Source organism: Streptomyces sp. NPDC002742 (genome assembly GCF_042888885.1).
In the GTDB taxonomy this organism is placed as follows: Bacteria; Actinomycetota; Actinomycetes; order Streptomycetales; family Streptomycetaceae; genus Streptomyces.
The window spans coordinates 467633-484905 of the sequence record NZ_JBIAQF010000002.1 but is presented as its reverse complement, the minus strand read 5'-3'; the positions used below and the strand labels follow the sequence as shown (position 1 = coordinate 484905).

16 protein-coding genes are annotated in these 17273 nt (G+C 71.6%); 7 read left to right on the top strand and 9 right to left on the bottom strand.

What is annotated here, in order from left to right; translation table 11 throughout:
- The first annotated feature begins 193 nt into the window (after nucleotides 1–193).
- The gene (gene gndA / locus ACFYW8_RS04945; protein ID WP_365876024.1) at nucleotides 194–1636 is read left to right on the top strand and encodes an NADP-dependent phosphogluconate dehydrogenase; all 1443 of its coding nucleotides are present in this window, start codon (nucleotides 194–196) and stop codon (nucleotides 1634–1636) included.
- A 253-nt stretch (nucleotides 1637–1889) separates the two neighbouring features.
- Here gndA and ACFYW8_RS04940 read toward each other — a convergent pair whose 3' ends face one another.
- Nucleotides 1890–2330, bottom strand: a complete 441-nt coding sequence (locus tag ACFYW8_RS04940; protein ID WP_389067944.1) for a pyridoxamine 5'-phosphate oxidase family protein — start codon at nucleotides 2328–2330, stop codon at nucleotides 1890–1892.
- A 159-nt stretch (nucleotides 2331–2489) separates the two neighbouring features.
- Nucleotides 2490–2690, bottom strand: a complete 201-nt coding sequence (locus tag ACFYW8_RS04935; RefSeq protein WP_389067941.1) for a hypothetical protein — start codon at nucleotides 2688–2690, stop codon at nucleotides 2490–2492.
- A 381-nt stretch (nucleotides 2691–3071) separates the two neighbouring features.
- On the opposite strand from ACFYW8_RS04935, the gene ACFYW8_RS04930 reads away from it, so the two are divergent.
- Entirely contained in the window at nucleotides 3072–3656 is a 585-nt protein-coding gene (locus tag ACFYW8_RS04930; RefSeq protein WP_389067939.1) for a hypothetical protein, read from the top strand.
- An 88-nt stretch (nucleotides 3657–3744) separates the two neighbouring features.
- Here the strand turns inward: ACFYW8_RS04930 and ACFYW8_RS04925 are convergent, their stop codons facing one another.
- Complete coding sequence (locus ACFYW8_RS04925) at nucleotides 3745–4629, bottom strand: universal stress protein (RefSeq protein WP_389067936.1); 885 nt, start codon at nucleotides 4627–4629, stop codon at nucleotides 3745–3747.
- A gap of 23 nt (nucleotides 4630–4652) precedes the next feature.
- Here ACFYW8_RS04925 and ACFYW8_RS04920 point away from each other — a divergent pair, with 23 nt between their 5' ends.
- The 3 genes from ACFYW8_RS04920 to ACFYW8_RS04910 all read left to right on the top strand — a co-directional run bounded on the left by ACFYW8_RS04920 (nucleotide 4653) and on the right by ACFYW8_RS04910 (nucleotide 6577).
- Nucleotides 4653–4802 carry a hypothetical protein gene (locus tag ACFYW8_RS04920; protein WP_389067934.1) on the top strand — a complete coding sequence of 50 codons (150 nt, stop codon included), beginning with the start codon at nucleotides 4653–4655 and terminating at the stop codon, nucleotides 4800–4802.
- Between the two features lie 466 nt (nucleotides 4803–5268).
- Nucleotides 5269–6021 carry a dienelactone hydrolase family protein gene (locus ACFYW8_RS04915; protein ID WP_389068157.1) on the top strand — a complete coding sequence of 251 codons (753 nt, stop codon included), beginning with the start codon at nucleotides 5269–5271 and terminating at the stop codon, nucleotides 6019–6021.
- Between the two features lie 100 nt (nucleotides 6022–6121).
- Entirely contained in the window at nucleotides 6122–6577 is a 456-nt protein-coding gene (locus tag ACFYW8_RS04910) for a universal stress protein (protein ID WP_365876014.1), read from the top strand.
- 87 nt (nucleotides 6578–6664) lie between these two features.
- Here ACFYW8_RS04910 and ACFYW8_RS04905 read toward each other — a convergent pair whose 3' ends face one another.
- Nucleotides 6665–9043, bottom strand: a complete 2379-nt coding sequence (locus tag ACFYW8_RS04905) for a glycoside hydrolase family 65 protein (RefSeq protein WP_389067930.1) — start codon at nucleotides 9041–9043, stop codon at nucleotides 6665–6667.
- A gap of 126 nt (nucleotides 9044–9169) precedes the next feature.
- Complete coding sequence (locus ACFYW8_RS04900; protein ID WP_389067927.1) at nucleotides 9170–11554, bottom strand: phosphoketolase; 2385 nt, start codon at nucleotides 11552–11554, stop codon at nucleotides 9170–9172.
- Nucleotides 11555–11640: 86 nt separating this feature from the next.
- Between ACFYW8_RS04900 and ppk2 the strand changes: the two genes are divergently transcribed.
- Nucleotides 11641–12444 carry a polyphosphate kinase 2 gene (ppk2, locus tag ACFYW8_RS04895; RefSeq protein WP_365876007.1) on the top strand — a complete coding sequence of 268 codons (804 nt, stop codon included), beginning with the start codon at nucleotides 11641–11643 and terminating at the stop codon, nucleotides 12442–12444.
- A gap of 5 nt (nucleotides 12445–12449) precedes the next feature.
- On the opposite strand, the gene ACFYW8_RS04890 is transcribed toward ppk2, so the two are convergent.
- The 3 genes from ACFYW8_RS04890 to ACFYW8_RS04880 all read right to left on the bottom strand — a co-directional run bounded on the left by ACFYW8_RS04890 (nucleotide 12450) and on the right by ACFYW8_RS04880 (nucleotide 15334).
- The gene (locus ACFYW8_RS04890; protein WP_389067922.1) at nucleotides 12450–13337 is read right to left on the bottom strand and encodes a universal stress protein; all 888 of its coding nucleotides are present in this window, start codon (nucleotides 13335–13337) and stop codon (nucleotides 12450–12452) included.
- 5 nt (nucleotides 13338–13342) lie between these two features.
- Nucleotides 13343–14365, bottom strand: a complete 1023-nt coding sequence (locus ACFYW8_RS04885) for a zinc-dependent alcohol dehydrogenase (protein WP_389067919.1) — start codon at nucleotides 14363–14365, stop codon at nucleotides 13343–13345.
- 63 nt (nucleotides 14366–14428) lie between these two features.
- A complete protein-coding gene (locus ACFYW8_RS04880) occupies nucleotides 14429–15334 on the bottom strand; it encodes a universal stress protein (RefSeq protein ID WP_389067916.1) in 906 nt (301 codons plus the stop codon).
- 657 nt (nucleotides 15335–15991) lie between these two features.
- On the opposite strand from ACFYW8_RS04880, the gene ACFYW8_RS04875 reads away from it, so the two are divergent.
- The gene (locus ACFYW8_RS04875) at nucleotides 15992–16585 is read left to right on the top strand and encodes a hypothetical protein (protein ID WP_389067915.1); all 594 of its coding nucleotides are present in this window, start codon (nucleotides 15992–15994) and stop codon (nucleotides 16583–16585) included.
- A 189-nt stretch (nucleotides 16586–16774) separates the two neighbouring features.
- Here ACFYW8_RS04875 and ACFYW8_RS04870 read toward each other — a convergent pair whose 3' ends face one another.
- Nucleotides 16775–17146: a hypothetical protein gene (locus ACFYW8_RS04870; protein ID WP_389067912.1), complete on the bottom strand. Its 372-nt coding sequence runs from the start codon at nucleotides 17144–17146 to the stop codon at nucleotides 16775–16777.
- Between the last annotated feature and the right edge of the window lie 127 nt (nucleotides 17147–17273).

Sequence of the window (17273 nt, the reverse complement as noted above, 5' to 3'; positions counted from 1 at the left end):
CGGGTCCGTCCGGGCCTTCCGGAGTACCCGCCTCCGCACGTCGTCCGGAGACCCTGGCACGCGATCCGGCGCACCACCTGCCCCGGAAGGTGAACACCTCACCCCCTGTCGTGCGTACTGATCGACACAGCGACAGTCGTCTGTTCGCCCGTCAGGTACGCGGGCAGGCAGATCCGGATCCAAGGAGCACACCATGAAGGCGACCGCGCAGATCGGCGTCACAGGGCTCGCGGTGATGGGCCGCAACCTGGCCCGCAACTTCGCCCGGAACGGCTACACCGTCGCCGTCCACAACCGCACCCCCGCACGCACCAAGGCACTGGTCGAGGAGTTCGGGCACGAGGGCGCCTTCGTGGCGGCCGAGTCGGCCGAGGAGTTCGTGGCCGCGCTGGAGCGCCCCCGCCGCCTGATGATCATGGTGCAGGCAGGTGCGGCCACCGACGCCGTCATAGAGGAGTTCGCCCCGCTCCTCGAAACCGGCGACATGATCATCGACGGCGGCAACGCCCACTTCACCGACACCCGGCGTCGTGAACAGTCGCTGCGCGAACGGGGCATCCACTTCGTCGGCGCGGGTGTGTCCGGCGGCGAGGAGGGCGCCCTGCACGGGCCGAGCATCATGCCCGGCGGCTCCCCGGAGTCGTACGCCTCTCTCGGCCCGATGTTCGAGTCGATCAGCGCCAAGGTGGACGGCGAGCCCTGTGCCACGCACATCGGCACGGACGGCGCCGGACACTTCGTCAAGATGGTGCACAACGGCATCGAGTACGCCGACATGCAGCTCATCGGCGAGGCCTACGACCTGCTCCGCCGCGTCGGCGGCTACACGCCGCCGCAGATCGCGGAGATCTTCCGGCGCTGGAACAAGGGCCGCCTCGACTCCTACCTGATCGAGATCACCGCCGAGGTCCTCGCGCACACCGACGCCTCCACCGGGGAACCGTTCGTGGACGTCGTGGTCGACGCCGCGGGGCAGAAGGGCACCGGGCGCTGGACCGTGCAGACCGCCCTCGACCTCGGCTCGCCGGTCACCGCCATCGCGCAGGCGACCTTCGCCCGCGCCGCCTCCAGTCAGGGCGAACTGCGCGCCGCGTACCGCGGCCTGCCCGGCGGCACCCACTGGGACCTGTCGGGAACGGAGGCCGAGCGGTTCACCAGCCAGGTCGAACACGCCCTGTACGCATCGAAGTTGATCGCCTACGACCAGGGCTGGAAGATGATCCTGGACGCCGCCGCGGAGTACGGCTGGGACATCGACCTCGGCGAGGTGGCGAAGATCTGGCGCGGCGGCTGCATCGTCCGCGCGGCGTTCCTGGACCGTATCCGCGCCGCGTACGCCGTCGATCCGGGCCTGGTCAGCCTGCTCTCGGACGCGGGGTTCGCCACCGAGATCAAGGACGCCCAGGTCCCCTGGCGCGAGGTCATCTCCACGGCCACCCGCAGAGGCGTCCCGGTGCCCGCGTTCTCGGCCGCCCTGTCCTACTACGACACCCTGCGCGCCGACCGGCTGCCCGCCGCCCTCACCCAGGGCCAGCGCGACTTCTTCGGCGCCCACACCTACCGGCGCACCGACCGCGAGGGCAGCTTCCACACGCTGTGGGGCGAGACCACCCGCGATGAGACCGAGGTCCTGTGACCCCCTCCCGGTCCTGAGCCGGAGCGGAGCAGGCCGCGCGTCCGTGGCGACGGATGCGCGGCCTGCCGCGCGAAGACGCGGCAGGGCGCGTCGAGGGGCTCGGAGGCCTTCGTGACCGCCGAGCCGGGCGCCCCGGCCGCGGGCGTGACCATGGTGTCGAACGGGTTCGCGGGCAACCTGTCCGGCGGCCGGCGCCGCCGGTCCGCCGACCGGGTGATCACGTCACGGGTCGGCCCGCCAGGAGATCTCCGGGTCAGGAAGGCAGGTCCACCCCGTACAGAGTGCGGCCGCCGACGAGCTCCCGTCCGGTGACCAGTTCGGACGCGATGCGGATGAAGACGTCGTGGGGCGAGGCCACCCAGGAACGGGGTCCTGTCCGGGTGAGGCGATCATGCTCGGCGGGATCGCTCACCACCATCGCGCGCCCCGTCACGACGACGCTCCAGCCGGAGTGCGCGGCCGCGTCCACCGCGTCGGCCTCGAACGCCACCACCACTCCGTCGATGGAGCGGGCCAGTTCGGAGTCCGCCGCCGTCCGCAGCACGACGGCGGACTCGGCGTCGAGACAGAAATTGACCGGCAGGACCGCGGGCAGGGCGTCCCGTGTGTGGACGACCCTGCCTATGGACACGTCACCGAGCCGGTCCAGACATTCCTGCCGGCCGAGTTCTCGAAAGCCGTCGTTGGGATTCATCACCGGAGCCAACTCCCACGTGTCGAGGCGACACAGCGATACAGCGACATACGGTCAGACTGCGGCGGCACCTGCGGGGAGGCCAGGGCCCATTGGTCCCAGGCGAACGGAGAGTGGCCGCTTCCTGTCGCCCCTGCGTCGCCGGGCCCGGAGTCCGGATCAGCGCACGGCGATCCGGCACACGGCGATCCGGCACACGGCGATCCTTTCCTCGTCGACGCGTACCCGGTCGCCGCGTACCCACAGGTCTCGCGTTCGGCCGCCGGCCCAGGGACGGCTGCGGGCGAGGACGTCGAGCCGCCGTACGGCGTCGGGATCGGTCCCGGCCCGTGTACGCCCCTGACCGTGGTCCCCCGCCACTGCATCTCCTCGGCCGTCTCCCCGGCTCCTGGGTCCCCGCCCCACGTCCCACGGGGCGGGTGCTCGTCCCGCGGTGTCCGGCCGTTCACGGCCTCTCGCGCTCCTTCGGACATGACACTTCGTGTCTGCTCGGACATGACCCGTCAATGCCTTCCGTACGGGCGTCCCGGCCGCCGGAGGGTCCCGCCGATCAAGCCGGCCAGTGTCTTCATGACGGGCCCTTCAGCTCGCGACATGACCCCGCATATCCGCCCTGACCGGGGCGGATGCCTCGCGCACGGGCCGGTCGGTCCCCACCGGCGGACCCGGCGGCCCCCGCCACCGCTCGCGCGCGCCGCGATCCCCTTGCACTGTTGGGGTGTAACGAGGAGGTGCGGTGCCATGCGCGGAGCACAGGGTGCGAGGCAGTGGTGCTGGCGCTGGCGGAGGAATCCGCTGCGTCGCCGTGACGACGTCTTCGAGGCGTGGATCGTGCTGACCGTCTGGACGGTGATGGTGCTGGGCGGCATCCTCGCCGGCCTGGTGACGGCCCATGCCGCCGACACGTCCTTCACGCGGCTGCGCCACGACCGGAACGCCGTCCCGGCCGTGCTGGTCGTCAGTACGGGGGCGGCGGCACCGGCAGGAGACGGCGGTGTCTACGACCATGTCCGGGCGACGGTCCGGTGGACCGCGCCGGACGGGTCCCCCCGGGTCGGCAGCGCCCTGGTGGAATCCGGGCAGAAGGCCGGATCGCACGTGGTGATCTGGATGGACGCGCGGGGCCGGCCCACCACGGCGCCGCCGTCGCCGAGCGCGGCGGCCACCGAGTCGAGCCTGCTGGGCGTCGGCGCCGCCGTGGCCCTCGGCGGGCTGGTCTTCGGCGTCGGCGGCCTGGCGCGGTGGAGGCTCGACCAACGGCGCTACGACCGCTGGGAACGCGAGTGGGAGCGCCTCGGACCGCAGTGGGGACACAAGACGCCCTGACCTCTGGGAAACGACCCGGCGCCCGGCCGCGAAGGGCCCCGGAGGAGATCCCCTGAGACCCTTCGTCGCGTATCGGCGACCCGAGCGGTCAGTCGTGCGGGATGACCGCGACCGGTGCGGTGGAATGGTGGAGGACCGCTTGTGTCACCGGTCCGATGTGGGCGCCGACCGGGGACTGCCGGTTGCGGCGGCCGACCACGACCAGCGCGGCATTCCGCGAGGCCTCGACGAGGTGGGGGCCCGCGCCGCCGATCACGGCCTGCTCGCGCACCTCGACGCCGGGGAATTTCTCCCGCCAGGGGCTCAGGACCTCGGTCAACCGCTGCTGCGCCTCGGCGAGCATCTCCGCGTCGACCCCCGCGTCGGTGGCTCCGCTGTAGCCGTAGTAGGGCGGCAGACTCCAGCCGTGGACAACGCGCAGGTCCGTCGCCCTGCGGGCCGCCGCACGGAAGGCGAAGGCGATCACGGAGGCGTCCGGGTGCTCCGGGACGAGACCGAGGACGACCTCCTCGTGCCCGTGCGCTTCCGCAGGCCTCGCGTCGGCTCGTACGAGGACGACCGGCATCCGGCTCCGGGACACTACGGCCTGCGCGACGGACCCCGTCAGGAAACCGGCGACTCCACTCAGCCCCCGGGACCCGAGCACCAGCAGCTCCGCGTTCTCCGCGGCGGCCAGCAGGGCGGTGACGGGCTGCTCCGCGACGCGTTCGGCGGCGATGGACAGACCGGGGTGGTCCGCGGCGAGCTTGGCCGCGGTCTCGCGCGGCAGTCGTTCGGCCCATTCACGCTCCGGGTCCTCCGAGGACGGTGGGACCAAGACGCCGGTCAGCGGGCCGTACACATAGGGATGCCACAACCAGGCGTGCACGAGACGCAGTTGTGCATCCGTGCGCCGGGCTTCGCAGGCTGCCCACTCGGCTGCGGCGAGGCTCTCGGGCGAGCCGTCCAGACCGACGACGATTGTGCGGGACATCTGGGGACCTCCTTGGGGGATGCGTGATCAGTCTTGCCTTCGCACGGACTCCGGAGGAGGGGCCGCTGGTCCTCGGCGAGGGCCGACCGGCCCATACGGCAGGGGACTTCACGCACCCTCAGACCCGGCTGCTGTCCCCGTACGCCCCCTACGGCAGTGGCGGCGCACGCTGACCGCTGGAGCCGCGTGGCCCGAACGTCCTTCACCGGCTCGGCACTCATGTCCGGAGCCGGGCCGGTGACAGGGCCGGGGCCGCGATGGGGGATGATCCCGCCCATGCGCTTACGACGAGAGGCCCGGTGGGTTCTGTGGGGACTTTGGCTTGCGTGTCTGGTGTTCTGCGTCTGGTTCTTCGCGGAGGTGATCACGCTGTTCCTGCGAGCCGAGTCCTGGTGACAGGGGTGGGGTGAGGTGTGAGCACGCGACGATGGAAGGGCATTGCCCAGCAGAGCCGTTGGCCGAGGAAGGCCGTTGGCCGGGGAAGGCCGTTGGCCGGGGAAGGCCGTTGGCCGGGGAACGCTCTGGATCATCGGCGGTGCCGGCGATACCTTTCCACCGTCATCGTCGAGTTGATCCGTCATCGACCTCGCCGCCACAGAGGCTGTGTTCTGTCATCAGCCCGAGAAGGGAAGATCCACCATTCCTACCGAGTCACTGCAGATTCCCACCGCGGACGGCCGGGCCGACGCACTGGCCGCCTTCCCCGACGATGGTGAACGGCACCCGGGGGTCCTGCTGTACATGGACGCCTTCGGCCTGCGGCCCGCGCTGGAGGAGATGGCCCTCGAACTGGCCGGGCACGGGTACTACGTGCTCGTCCCCAACGTCTTCTACCGGCACGGCCCGGCACCGGTGATCGAGCTTCCCGAGCACATCGGAAAGGAGATCCGGCCCGCGATCATCGCCCAGCTGATGCCCTTGATCCAGGCGCACACCGCCGAACGTGTCCTGGGCGACGCCGACGCCTACCTCAGGTTCCTCACCACCCGGCCCGGGGTCAGCCCCGGGCCTGTCGCCGTGATCGGCTACTGCATGGGCGTCAACGTGGCGCTGCGCACCGCCGCGGCCCACCCCGACCAGGTGGCCGCCCTCGCCGGATTCCATCCCAGTCCCCTCGTGAGCGACGCGCCCGACAGCCCGCACCGCCTCGTTTCCAAACTGACCGCCCGGGTCCACCTCGGCCTCGCCGAGAACGACATGACGTCCGAGGCCATCGACGAACTCGGTCAGGCGCTGGATACCGCGGGGGTCGATCACACCTGCGAGATCTACCCCGGCACCGTCCACGGCTTCACCATGCCCGACACCGACGCCTTCGACGCCTCCGCGCAGCGGCGCCACTGGGACCGCCTGCTCAGCCTCCTCGGCCGCACCCTGTCCGGAAGCCCGTAAACCGGTCGCTCGGGGTCCGTCCGGCCCCTGTGCACGGCGGCCGGTTCGGGTGGACGGTGAAGGTGTCGCCTCCCGGACGGACATGGAAGGGTGAACTGCCATGGCGCAGCGGAACGTTGCCGGTCACGTCCCGGGGCCCGAACGACTCCGGGCGGTGGTGCTGGGCATCGACGCCCGGAGTCCGTGCGACGTCGTCACCGGCTTCGCGTTCGAGGCAGCGCTGCGGCGCGGCGCGCTGCTGCACGCCGTCCACGCCTGGGGGCTGCCCACCCCTGACAGACCGTCGCCGCCGTTCGCGCCCCCCGAGGAGGACCGGGGAGCCCGGGAGGACGAGGAGGTGCAGTTGCTGGCGGACGCCCTGCGCCCTTGGCGGGAGAAGTACCCGCAGGTGCGCGTCTACGAGGACGTCCGGCTCCAGAGTCCGCGGACGGCTCTCGTCCACGCCTCGGACTCGGCCGGGCTCCTGGTCCTCGGCCGTGGCGGCACGGCTCTGGGGCCCACGCTCCAGGCCGTACTGAGCCGCACCATGTGCCCGGTGACGGTGGTCCCGCACTGACCCCGCGGGCTGCGGCCGCAGCTGCGGCCGCGGCCCGGTCACCACTCATTCCTCACCGCTCACCGCTCACCGCTCACCGCTCACCGCTCACCGCTCCGGCAGCGTCAGCGCGCAGGTCTCACCAGGAGCCACCGAGACGGTGCGGTCGGCCAGGGTGATGTCGATCGGAGGTTCGTCCGAGGCCGGCACGCTGACGGTCAGCCTTCCGGCGCTCAGGCGCAGTTGTACGCCCCGATGGCCCCGGTAGCGGATCGCGAAGCCGTACTCGGACAGCTCCCGCAGCGGGACCGGGTCGAGCCGCAGTGCTCCGCCGCGGGTCTCGAGACCGGTCAGCCCGCGCTGGACGAGATCGAGGGTGCCTGCCATGGCGCCCAGATGGACGCCCTCCCCCGTGGTGCCGCCCTGCAGATCGGCGATGTCGCTCCGCAGGGCTTCGTGAATGTACGTCCAGGCCTCGGCGCGCCGTGCCCGGCCCAGCACCCAGCCGTGCACGAGGCTGCTCAGTGTCGAACCGTGGCTCGTACGGCTCAGGTAGTGGTCGACGGTGTGCCGCCAGAGGGTGTCGTCGAGCTCGTGTCCGAGCCGGCGGAAGAGGCCGCCGAGTTCCGCGGGCGAGAAGAGGTAGCCCAGCATCAGTACGTCCGCCTGCTTCGACGCCTGGTAGCGGTTGACGCTGTCGCCCTCGGCCTCCAGGATCCGGTCGAGCCGCCGGATGTCGCCGTACCGCTCGCGGTAGCCCGCCCAGTCGAGTTCCGCGAGCTCGCCGTAGCCCTCGAACTGGCTGATGACACCGGCATGGAAGGGGATGTGCAGGCCGCTCGACACGTCGTGCCAGAGGTCGAGTTCGGCGGAGTCCAGGCCGGTGCGTTCCACCAGATCCCGGCGGACGAGTTCGGGCAGTTCGTTCAGCACGTCGAGGGTGCGGGCCAGCACCCAGGCGGCCGTGACATTGGTGTACGCGTTGTCGTCGAGCCCGGGGCGGTCGGCGTTGGGGTAGGCGTCGTGGTACTCGTCGGGTCCGACTACACCGCGGATCCGGTAGCGCCCGAGCGTGCCGTCGTGCTCGGCGGAGGCGGCCCAGAAACGGGCGATCTGCACGAGCATCTCTACGCCCTTGGTGTGCAGGAACTCGGTGTCGCCGCTGGCCTCGCAGTACTGCCACACGTTGTACGCGATGGCCGATCCGACGTGGTGCTGGAGCCGTGAGTGGTCGGGGAGCCAGCGCCCGGAGCGCGGGTTGAGGTGCAGCTCCTGGGTCTCCTCGCGTCCGTCGCTGCCGCTCTGCCACGGGTACATCGCGCCGGTGCGGCCGGCGTCCTGGGCCGCCCGGCGGGCCCGCTCCAGACGACGGTGGCGGTAGGTGAGCAGGGCGCGGGAGACCTCGGGGAAATGGAGGTTCAGATACGGCAGCACGAAAAGCTCGTCCCAGAACACGTGCCCCCGGTAGGCCTCGCCGTGCAGCCCGCGGGCCGGGACCCCGACGTCCAGCTCCGCGGTGTGCGGGGAGAGTGTCTGGAGCACATGGAACAGGTGCAGACGCAGGATCGGTCCCGCGCTGTTCGGCACCTCCAGGTCGGTGTTGCGCCACAGCTGCTGCCAGGCCGTGCGGTGGATGTCCAGCAGCGTCTCGAAGTCCGCGGCCCGGCCGACCCGGTCGACGGCCGCGTCCAGCGGGTCCTTGATCGCCGGATCCTGGGAGGTGTGCAGGGCGACCGTCTTGTCCACGGTCACCGTCCGGCCGTCGGTCAGCGCGATCCGGAGCAACTGGGCGGCGCGTCCGGGGGTGTGCGCGTCCGTGGTCACGGCGGGCGCGTCGGTGACGGTCCGGGCGGCCAGCGCGATGCGGATCTCCGAGGTGGTGGTGCGACAGCGCAGCCAGACCGTGTCCGGTCCGCGGGTACCGGTCCGGGCGTCCGTGAGGTGGCTGGAGGCGAGGGAGCGGTAGCGCTCGACTCCGCCGTTGGTGACCGTCCCGTCGAGCGCCGACTCGATCTCGACCGGGCCGGACCAGCCCTCGGCCGTCACCTCCGTGCGCAGCAGGGCGAGATGCGGATCGGCCATGTGGACCAGGCGCAGCTGCCGCACGGCGAGACACCGGCCCTCCTCGTCCTCGTAGCGCGCGGCGCGTTCCAGGGTGCCCGCGTCCAGGTCGAGGCTCAGCCGGTGGTCGAGCAGCCGGTGCGAGTCGGGGGTGAGCCAGGTCCCGGTGGCGGTCCGCACCCGGAACGGCAGCCAGTTGGGGAGGTTGACCATGTCCTCGTTCTCGACCCGGTGCCCGGCCACCTCCGAGGTGAGACGGTTGTAGCAGCCCGCCGCGTACGTGCCCGGGTAGTGGACCGAGTCCGCGGCGCACTCGGGGGCGGCGCCACGGGTCGCGAAGTACCCGTTGCCGAGGGTGCACAGCGACTCGCGCAGGCGTTCCTGCGCCGGGTCGTAGCCCTCGTACTCCCAGGTGCCGTCGCGCATGCCTCCATCCTGGGGTAAAGGCGGCCCGCCGTCCTCCTCAGCGCGGAGGACGGCGGGCCTCTCCCGTGTGCGTCAGTCGTCGGCGCGCACGGTAATGAGGCTGTGCTTGTTTGCGGTGCGGGGTCCTCAGCCGGTCCACGTCCAGTCCTCGACCTCGGGGAGGTCGGTGCCGTGCTCGCGGATCCAGTCGTGGTGGCGGGAGCGGGCGTCGGCCATCTCCTGGCGTACGGCGGCGGCGCGGACGCCGAGGCCGGGGACGCGGTCGATGACGTCCATGACCAGGCGGTAGCGGTCCATGTCGTTGCGGACCACCATGTCGAAGGGGGTCGTGGTGGTGCCCATCTCCTTGTAGCCGCGCACATGGAGGTTCCGGTGGCCGGTGCGGCGGTAGGCGAGGCGGTGGATGAGCCAGGGGTAACCGTGGTAGGCGAAGATCACCGGCTTGTCGGTGGTGAAGAGCCCGTCGTACTCGAAGTCGTTCATCCCGTGCGGGTGTTCCGCGCGCGGCAGCAGCCGGGTCATGTCGACCACGTTGACGACCCGGACGGCGAGCTCGGGCAGGTGGCGGCGCAGCAGGTCGGAGGCCGCAAGGATCTCCAGGGTGGGGACGTCACCGGCACAGGCGAGGACGACATCGGGCTCCCGGTCCCCGCCGGCCGATCCCGCCCAGTCCCAGATGCCGGCTCCGCGGGCGCAGTGGGCGCGGGCCTGGTCCATGGACAGCCAGTCGAAGCAGGGCTGTTTGCCGGCGACGACGACGTTGACGTAGTCACGGCTGCGCAGGACGTGATCCGCCACGGACAGCAGGGTGTTGGCGTCCGGCGGGAGGTAGACGCGCACGACCTCGGGGCTCTTGTTGAGGACGTGGTCGACGAAGCCGGGGTCCTGGTGGGAGAAGCCGTTGTGGTCCTGGCGCCACACATGCGAGGTGAGCAGGTAGTTGAGGGAGGCGACCGGGGCGCGCCAGGCCAGTTCGCGTGAGGTCCGCAGCCATTTGATGTGCTGGTTGACCATGGAGTCGACGATGTGCACGAACGCCTCGTAGCAGGAGAACAGTCCGTGCCGGCCGGTGAGGGTGTAGCCCTCCAGCCAGCCCTGGCAGGTGTGTTCGGAGAGGATCTCCATGACGCGGCCGTGCCGGTCCAGGTGTTCGTCGACCGGCAGGGTCCCTGCCTGCCAGGCCTTGCCGCTGGCGGCGAAGACGGCGTCCAGGCGGTTGGAGGCCGTCTCGTCGGGGCCGACGAGACGGAAGTCGCGGCGCTCCGAGGTCTCCCGCATGACGTGTTCGAGGAGGTCGCCGAGGACCCGGGTCGGCTCGTGCAGGGTGGCGCCCGGCTTGTCGACGGGGACGGCGAAGCGGTCCAGGGGCGGGAGCGGCAGATCGCGGACGAGGAGACCGCCGTTGGCGTGCGGGGTGGCGCCGAGGCGCCGGGAGCCCTCGGGTACGCAGGCGAGCACGTCGGCCACCGGCCGTCCCTCGGCGTCGAAGAGCTCCTCGGGGCGGTACGAGCGCAGCCATGCCTCCAGCTGCCGCAGGTGTTCCGGGTTTTCGCGGACTGCGGCGAGCGGCACCTGGTGGGCGCGCCAAGTGCCTTCGACGGGCTCGCCGTCGACTTCCGCGGGGCCCGTCCAGCCCTTCGGGGTGCGCAGCACGATCATCGGCCAGCGGGCCCGTTCGGCCACGCCCTCCTCTCGGGCCGTGCGCTGGATCAGCGCGATCCGGTCCAGTGCCTCGTCGAACGCGGCGGCCATGGCACGGTGTACCCGCAGCGGGTCGTCGCCGGTCACGTGGATCGGCTCATGGCCGTATCCCCGCAGCAGTTCGTCGAGTTCGGGCTCGGGGATCCGGGAGAGCACGGTCGGGTTGGCGATCTTGTAGCCGTTGAGGTGCAGGATCGGCAGGACGGCGCCGTCGTGGACCGGGTCGAGGAACTTGTTGGAGTGCCAGGACGCGGCGAGCGGTCCCGTCTCCGCCTCGCCGTCGCCGATCACACAGGCGACGAGCAGGTCCGGGTTGTCGAAGGCGGCGCCGTAGGCGTGGGCGAGGGAGTAGCCGAGTTCGCCGCCCTCGTGGATGGAGCCGGGCGTCTCGGGGGCGACATGGCTGGGCACCCCGCCGGGGAAGGAGAACTGCCGGAACAGCTTCCCCATGCCCTCCGCGTCGCGGGACACGGTGGGATACGTCTGGCTGTACGTGCCCTCCAGCCAGGAGTTCGCCAGCACGGCCGGGCCGCCGTGTCCGGGACCCCACACGCACAGCGCGTCCTGGCCGCGCGCCTTCACGACGCGGTTGAGGTGGGTGTGGACCAGGTTGAGGCCGGGCGAGGTACCCCAGTGGCCGAGCAGCCGGGGCTTGATGTGCGCGGGGGTCAGTGGCTCGGTGAGCAGGGGGTTGGCCAGCAGATAGATCTGGCCCACGGCAAGGTAGTTGGCGGCCCGCCAGTGGGCGTCCAGGGTGCGCAGTTCGTCGTCGGTCAGTACGGTGCTGTCCTGGTGTTCGACCTTGGGCATGGTGACTCCGTAAGTCATCGGGGTACGTCGGCGAGGCGGGTCATCGGAACGCTTCGCGGGAGGCGTCATCGAGCGGAGGAGGCGGCATGGCCGACAAGAAGCCGGCGAGGGTGCCGCCTGCGGCGTACGAGCGGGAGCTGCTGCGTCTGCAGACGGAGCTGGTGAAGCTTCAGGAGTGGGTGCGGACCGAGGGCGCCCGCGTGGTGGTGGTCTTCGAGGGCCGGGACGCCGCGGGCAAGGGCGGCACGATCAAGCGGGTGGCGGAGCATCTGAACCCGCGTGTCGCGCGGATCGTGGCGCTGCCCAAGCCGACCGAGCGCGAGCGCACCCAGTGGTACTTCCAGCGGTACGTGGAGCATCTGCCGGCCGCAGGCGAGATCGTGCTGTTCGACCGGAGCTGGTACAACCGCGCCGGGGTCGAGCAGGTCATGGGCTTCTGCACGAAGGAGGAGCACCAGCGCTTCCTGCGGCAGTGCCCGATCTTCGAGCGGATGCTGGTGGAGGAGGGTGTGCTGCTGCGCAAGTACTGGTTCTCGGTGAGCGACGCGGAGCAGCAGAAGCGGTTCCGGCGCCGTCTGAAGGACCCGACGCGGCGCTGGAAGCTGTCCCCCATGGACCTGGAGTCGATCACCCGCTGGGAGGCGTACTCCCGGGCGAAGGACGAGATGCTGGTGCACACGGACATCTCGGAGGCGCCGTGGTTCGTGGTCGAGAGCGATGACAAGCGGCGCGCCCGGCTGAACATGATCGCCCATCTGCTCGCCTCCGTTCCGTACCGCGAGGTGCCTCCGCCGGTGCTGGAGCTGCCCGATCGGCCGCCGTCGACCGGCTACGTCCGCCCGCCGCGCGATCTGCAGACGTACGTCCCCGATCACGCCGCGAGCCTCTGAGCCGTTCATACGCGTTCGGGTACGACGGCGACGGGGCAGGCCGCGTGGTGCAGGGCGGCGTGGGCGACCCGGCCGAGCTGCATCCCGGTGTGCCCGTGGCTGTCGTGCCGCCGGACCCCGACGACGAGCAGGCCGGCCTCGGTGGAGGCGTCCAGCAGCACGGTGCGGGCGGTCCCCTCGACGGTGCGCCGGCGCACGTCCACGGCCGGACACTCGGCCGCCGCGCCGCTCAGCGCCTTGTCCAGGAGCTCCACCGCCCCCTGTTCGTGCCGCCGGGCGGGCTCGCCCGGCTCCACGGGGTGACCGGCCGGCTCGTGAGCGGACCACCTCCAGGCTCGTACGGCCTCCAGCGCGACCCCGCGTTCGGCTGCCTCCTGGAAGGCGAAGCGGGCGGCGGCCGAGCCGTGCGAGGGGTCCCCGACCCCGAGGACGACCCGCCGGTGGCGGCCCGCCCCGGCCCGGTTGTCGTGGCTGCCGCGCAGCACGATCACCGGGCAGTGGGCACGGGCGGCGACCGTGAGGCTCACAGACCCGAGGAGCATCCCGGCGATACCGCTGCGTCCCCGTGACCCGAGCACCAGGGCGGTGGCGTTCAAGCCCTCTCGGAGCAGCGCGCCCACCGCGTCGTCCGGCACCACTTCGGTGGTGACCTTCACCCCGGCGTCGCGACGGCGGGCCCGCCGGGCGGCGGCCTCCACGACGGTGTCGGCCATGATCTGCTCGGCGGACCTGTCAAGACCCTCGGCGAGGGCGGCGCCTTCGTAGCGTTCCCAGAGCGAGGCGTAGACCAGGCGCAGCGGCAGACCGCGCGGGGCGGCCTCGTCCGTGGCCCAGTCCACGGCCCGCATGGCGGGCTCGGACCCGTCGACGCCCACGACGAGGGGGAGGTCCACGGCGGTCAGCTCCCGTCGCCGAAGTCGAAGACGATCCGGGCCTGGATCCGGCCGTGCAGCACGTCGTCGATGGACTCGTTGACGGAGGCGAGCGGCCGGGATTCGCGGATGACCCTCGTCCGGCCCGCGGCGTGCAGTGCGAAGACCTCGGCGAGGTCCTGCCGGGTGCCGACGATGGAGCCGATCACGGAGGTGCCGTTCAGCACGGTCTCGAAGATCGGGACCTGGATGGTGCCGTGCGCCGGCATGGCGACCAGGACGAGCTTTCCGCCTCGCCGCAGTCCCTTGTACACCGCGGCGAAGGCGTCCTCGTTCACCGCGAGCGCGAGCGCGGCGTGCGCGCCGCCGTGGCTCTTCAGGACCTCGCCCGGGTCCTCCTTGCGGGCGTCGATGACGATGTCGGCGCCGAGTTCCGCGGCGAGTTCGAGCTTGTCGTCCGTGACGTCGATCGCCGCGACGGTCGCCCCGGCGATCTTCGCGTACTGCAGGGCCAGGTGGCCGAGTCCGCCCACCCCGGAGATGGCGACGAGCTGACTGGGCCGCACGTCGGCGACCTTCAGGGCCTTGTACGTGGTCACGCCGGCGCAGGTGAGCGGGGCCGCGTCGAGCGGGGAGATCCCCTCGGGCACCGGCTGGGCGAAGTCGGCCCAGGCCAGCATCTTCTCGGCGTAGCCGCCGTCGCACCCGTAGCCGGTGTTGATCTGCTGCTCGCAGAGCGTCTCCCAGCCGGACAGACAGTGCTCGCAGCGTCCGCACGCCTTGCCCAGCCACGGCACCGCCACCCGCCGGCCCACCGCGAGATGGGTGACGCCGTCGCCCAGCGCCTCGACCAGGCCGACGCCCTCGTGCCCGGGGACGAACGGCGGGTTCGGCCTGACCGGCCAGTCGCCGTTGGCGGCGTGGATGTCGGTGTGGCAGAGCCCGGAGGCCTCCACCCGGACGCGGACCTGGCCGGGGCCGGGCTCGGGGTCCGGGCGCTCCTCGATGACCAGCGGCTCACCGAACGCTCGTACGACTGCTGCTTTCATGGGATGTCTCTCCTTGCGCGATCGAGCCGCGATGAGCACGCGGCCGAGGGCGGCCCGTGGTGATCAGGGGTGCGGAACGACGGCGACGGGGGCGGTGGCGTGGTGGAGCACGGCGTGCGTGACGGGCCCGAGGTGGGCGCCGAGCGCGGCACGGCGGATCCGGCGGCCCACGACGACGAGCGAGGCCTCACGGGAGGCGTCGACGAGATGGTTGGCCGGCTTTCCGGACAGGGAGTCCTCGATGATCTCCACGACCGGGAACTTCTCGCGCCAGGGCCGCAGCGCGTCCGTCATGGCGGCGGCGTCCTGGGCGGCGAGACGGGCGTTCATCTTGATGTCGGGGGGCAGCCCGTACGCGATGTAGGGCGGCTCGTTCCAGGAGTGCACGACCCGCAGCGCCGTGGCGCGCAGGAGGGCCGCCTCGAAGGCGAAGCCGATCAGCGTGTCGTCCGGGGCTCCGGTGTCCAGCCCGAGCACGACGGGGTGGAAGGGCGCGGCGGCGGACGGGATGCCCGTCGGATCCATCAGGTGCTCGTCGGCGGCCTGCTCACCGGCGCGTACGAACACGACGGGACGCCCGGCGTGCGCCGCGACGGCCAGGCCGATCGAGCCGACCATGAAGCCGCCCGCGCCGCTGAGCCCGCGGGTGCCGAGGACGAGGAGTTCGGCGTCGTCCGCGGCCTTGACCAGCACCTCGGCGGGCCGGCCGGTGAGCTGCTCCGTGGTGACGTCGATCCCGGGGTGGCGCGCCCGTATCCCTTCGGCCGCCTCGCGCGGGATCCTCTCGGTCCAGTGCTGATGGGTCTCGGCGCCGAGCAGCGGCGCCTGGGCGATGGGGTCCGGGGCCGGTTCCCATACGTTGACCAGTCTGACCGGCAGGGCGCGCAGCCGCGCCTCGCGGGTGGCCCATTCGGCGGCGGCGAGGCTCTCGGGAGAACCGTCGAGGCCTACGGTGACAGTGCGGGGCATGGTGTCCACCTCCTGAATCGGAGATCCGATGGGGGTCCGATTCCAGCGTCGTGCCGAAACGGTCGGGTGGGGCAGGGGCCGCAGGTCCCCGGTGGGGGCCGTTCGGCCCAACGCGGGCCGCGCGGGCGGGAGGCGGAACCCCGGACAGGTCCCGCCTCCCGCCCGCGGCCGGCGCAGCCGGCGGCTGGTGCGCACGACCGACAGCTTGGCCCGGAGCCCACCGGCACAGGGGTTGTCGCCCGCAAAGGCGGCGCGAGGACGATGACCATAAGGACGGCGGTGTGGACGAGGTGGTGGTTGGCGAAGGCAATGACCGACGCGCTCGGTGAGCCGTCGGACGGTACTGGGCGGGCGGCCACTCGGCCACCCGCATCAGCCCCACCATCACCGTGCCCGCAACCGCGGAGATCCGCAGCGCGAATCCGCCGATCAGGGTGAGCCCCATGCCGAGCAGCCCGGTCATGAAGAGCCGGCGGTCCCAGGTGCCAACGTCAGACCCAGACCCGCCATGGCAAGGCAAGGCAGGCAGCCACCGTCAGCGCTGCCTCTCCGGCGAGCTCCCCCAGAAGTTCCTTCAAGAACGAGCCCCCGTCGCACAACTGTCGGCGCGTTCAAAGAGTCGTACCCGCCGTGACCGGAACACCTACACAGCACAGCATGAGGTTGTCGCCCGCCGTCTCCACGGCAGCAGACATCGGGGGTCTGGCCCTCGCCGCCGTGGCGAGCTGGAGCAGCCTCCTGCTGGTCGTGCGGGGGCGGGTGGTCCCCGGCTGGGGGGTGAGCGCGGTTCTCCTCGCCATGGCGCTCGTTCTCCGATGGGCTCTCAACCGAGCGGGCCGCGCTGCGGGTGCTTCGAGGCTCCCGCGGGAGCGAGCCAGGTGGGCACGGCTGGGAAGCACCCTGCTGATCGTCACGGCGGTGCTCGGCACCGCGGGGGGAGCGGTGGACGACCTGATCTCGGACGCGAGGTACTACGTGCTGCGTCCTGCGGGGCCGGGCGGCTGCACGGCCGTGGTGCGGGAGACGTCCTTCCTCGTGATCGGCAACGGCGAGGCGTACGCGGTGGGGCGCACCGGCCTGGCCCTGGGCGAGTCGGGATCCTGGACAGCCGACGACGGTTACCGGCCCGTCGACGCAGGCACGTACGAGTTGGACTGGGGGCGCAACGGCGGTCATCTGCGGATCAGCGGCACGAGCACCAATCCCGTCTTCGCCGGAGAAGGATCGAACGACATCGACTGCGGGTGGTGAGGCCGGTCATGCTCACCGGCATGCCCGGCGCAAGGCCCTCGGGGATGCCGCACAAGGCCGCTCACGGCCGGGCGTGGATCGCACCGGGTGCGCTGCTCGAACACTGCGTCGCCGTCCCAGGCAGTCACCGGTGGTTCGCCGGCGATCGAAGCTCGCGCCACGGACGTGCGGCCGAGCGCGCGCGTTCGACTATTCGGTGCCGGTTCCGGCCTTGTACAGCGTCTGGGCCAACACCAGGGCGCCTCCGGTCGCTGCCCCTACCGCTCCCGCGGCCAGGAAACCGCGGGAGGAACGCCAGGACAGCACCGACCACCGCGACTGCGCGGAGAACAACGATCCGGTACTCAGCCACGAACCGGTCGAGATCAGCGACAGGGCGGAACCGATCGAGCCGACCGACAGGGCACTTCCGATCGAGCCGACCGACAGGGCCGAACCGACGGACCCCACGGACAGCACCGACCCCACCGAGCCGATCGACAGCACGGAGTCCTGCGACCACAACGACAGCACCGAACCAGAGGAGGTAAGAGCGACCGACCGTACGGACAGCTTTGTCATGAGGCCATCCTGCCCGCTGGTCGCTCTGCCTCGGGCGGTTGTGGACGGATGACGCGGGTCTCGGGTGAGGACCGTCCGGCAACTGGCTCACCGCGTGGTTCCGGAGTGACGAAACCGGGGGCTCGTT

Excerpts from the sequence above, each read along its gene's own strand:
- gndA (WP_365876024.1), top strand. The coding sequence starts at position 194 with ATGAAGGCGACCGCGCAGATCGGCGTCACAGGGCTCGCGGTGATGGGC.
- ACFYW8_RS04940 (WP_389067944.1), bottom strand. The coding sequence starts at position 2,330 with ATGAATCCCAACGACGGCTTTCGAGAACTCGGCCGGCAGGAATGTCTG.
- ACFYW8_RS04930 (WP_389067939.1), top strand. The coding sequence starts at position 3,072 with ATGCGCGGAGCACAGGGTGCGAGGCAGTGGTGCTGGCGCTGGCGGAGG.
- ACFYW8_RS04925 (WP_389067936.1), bottom strand. The coding sequence starts at position 4,629 with ATGTCCCGCACAATCGTCGTCGGTCTGGACGGCTCGCCCGAGAGCCTC.
- ACFYW8_RS04910 (WP_365876014.1), top strand. The coding sequence starts at position 6,122 with ATGGCGCAGCGGAACGTTGCCGGTCACGTCCCGGGGCCCGAACGACTC.
- ACFYW8_RS04905 (WP_389067930.1), bottom strand. The coding sequence starts at position 9,043 with ATGCGCGACGGCACCTGGGAGTACGAGGGCTACGACCCGGCGCAGGAA.
- ACFYW8_RS04900 (WP_389067927.1), bottom strand. The coding sequence starts at position 11,554 with ATGCCCAAGGTCGAACACCAGGACAGCACCGTACTGACCGACGACGAA.
- ppk2 (WP_365876007.1), top strand. The coding sequence starts at position 11,641 with ATGGCCGACAAGAAGCCGGCGAGGGTGCCGCCTGCGGCGTACGAGCGG.
- ACFYW8_RS04885 (WP_389067919.1), bottom strand. The coding sequence starts at position 14,365 with ATGAAAGCAGCAGTCGTACGAGCGTTCGGTGAGCCGCTGGTCATCGAG.
- ACFYW8_RS04880 (WP_389067916.1), bottom strand. The coding sequence starts at position 15,334 with ATGCCCCGCACTGTCACCGTAGGCCTCGACGGTTCTCCCGAGAGCCTC.
- ACFYW8_RS04875 (WP_389067915.1), top strand. The coding sequence starts at position 15,992 with ATGAGGTTGTCGCCCGCCGTCTCCACGGCAGCAGACATCGGGGGTCTG.
- ACFYW8_RS04870 (WP_389067912.1), bottom strand. The coding sequence starts at position 17,146 with ATGACAAAGCTGTCCGTACGGTCGGTCGCTCTTACCTCCTCTGGTTCG.